At 68.9% G+C, this 1,745-nt stretch carries 2 protein-coding genes; both read right to left on the minus strand.

What is annotated here, in order from left to right; all coding sequences use genetic code 11:
- Window positions 1-104: 104 nt before the first annotated feature.
- The gene (locus Q4I23_RS32515; RefSeq protein ID WP_014240872.1) at window positions 105-1,397 is read right to left on the minus strand and encodes an adenylosuccinate synthase; all 1,293 of its coding nucleotides are present in this window, start codon (window positions 1,395-1,397) and stop codon (window positions 105-107) included.
- Between the two features lie 88 nt (window positions 1,398-1,485).
- Window positions 1,486-1,719, minus strand: coding sequence for a hypothetical protein (locus Q4I23_RS32520; protein ID WP_498528978.1), 234 nt, complete (start codon window positions 1,717-1,719; stop codon window positions 1,486-1,488).
- Window positions 1,720-1,745 lie beyond the last annotated feature (26 nt).

Here is a 1,745-nt window from a genome sequence, read left to right on the forward strand (position 1 = left end):
TCCCCCCGCTCCGCAGGGGAGGGCTTATTCTCCTCCCCCTGCAAAGCGGGGGGAGGTCGGGAGGGGGGCTCAATTCAACCACCCGACCAACCACCCGACAATCCTCAATCCTGGAACGGATCGTTCATCAGGATCGTATCGTCGCGCTCCGGGCTGGTGGACAGCAGGGCCACCGGGGCCTGGATCAGCTCCTCGACATGACGGACGTACTTCACCGCCTGGGCCGGCAGCTCCGCCCAGGAGCGAGCGCCCTGGGTGCTGTCCTTCCAACCCTCGAAGGTCTCGTAGATCGGCTCGACGCGGGCCTGGGCGCCGGCGTTGGCCGGGAAGTAATCCAGCTCCTGCCCGTCCAGACGGTAGCCGACGCACACCTTGATCTCGTCGAAGCCGTCCAGCACGTCCAGCTTGGTCATGGCGATGCCGTCGATGCCGCCGGTCTTCACCGCTTGGCGCACCATCACGGCGTCGAACCAGCCGCAACGGCGCTTGCGGCCCGTCACCACGCCGAACTCCTTGCCACGCTGGCCGATCAGCTCGCCGACGTCGTCGAACAGCTCCGTCGGGAACGGGCCGGAACCGACGCGCGTCGTGTAGGCCTTGCAGATGCCCAGCACATAGCCGACGGCGCGCGGGCCCATGCCGCTGCCGGCGGCGGCGTTGCCGGCCACCGTGTTGGAGGAGGTGACGTACGGATAGGTGCCGTGGTCGATGTCGAGCATCTGGCCCTGGGCGCCTTCGAACAGGATGCGCTTGCCGGCGCGGCGCAGCTCGTCCAGCGTCTTCCAGACGACCGAGGCGTAGGGCAGCACCTGCGGGGTGATCTCGCGCAGCGGGTCCAGGATGTCGGCCGGGGTCATCTCCGGTGCGCCCAGGCCGCGGAGCAGCAGGTTGTGGTGGGCCAGCAGGGCGTCCACCTTCTCCTTCAGCACCGCCTCGTCGCCGAGGTCGCACAGGCGGATGGCCCGGCGGGCCACCTTGTCCTCATAGGCCGGGCCGATGCCACGGCCGGTCGTGCCGATCTTGCCGGCGCCGCGGGCCTCCTCGCGCGCCTTGTCGAGCGCGCTGTGGACCGGGAGGATCAGCGGAACGTTCTCGGCGACCTGGAGCGTGGCGGGGGACACGTCCACGCCCTGGCTCTTGATCGCCGTCACTTCGCGGATGAAGGCCCAGGGGTCGAAGACGACGCCGTTGCCGATGATCGACAGCTTGTTGGAGCGAACCACGCCCGAAGGCAGCAGGCTCAGCTTGTACGTCACGCCGTTGATCACCAGCGTGTGGCCGGCGTTGTGACCGCCCTGGAAGCGCACCACCACGTCGGCCCGGCTGGACAGCCAGTCGACGATCTTGCCCTTGCCCTCGTCGCCCCACTGGGCGCCGACCACCGCCACGTTGGCCATGTGTGTCTCCGCAAAAAAAGAAGGCAGAAAGAAAACGTTGCCCATGCAAAGGCGCCCCCGCGGCGCGGGGGTCGCCTCTCGTGAAGTCTCAAGTCAGCGGCGTGACCGTGCCGCCGTCCAGCCGATGGCCGCAGTCCAGCCGCCGGGCCTCCGCCGCCGCGTCCGCCACGGGGGCCAGCCCCGCCACGGTGACCCAGCCCTCGGCGCGCAGCTTGCCCGCCGCGGCCCAGGAGGTGCCATGCGGCACATAAACGCGCTTGGCCGGCTCCGGCGCCGGAACGGCGCGCAGGAGCGTGTCCATGTAGAGCTGTCTCTTATACACATCTGACGCTGCCGACGATTATACGC

The organism is Azospirillum sp. UFLA03-27, from assembly GCF_059803775.1.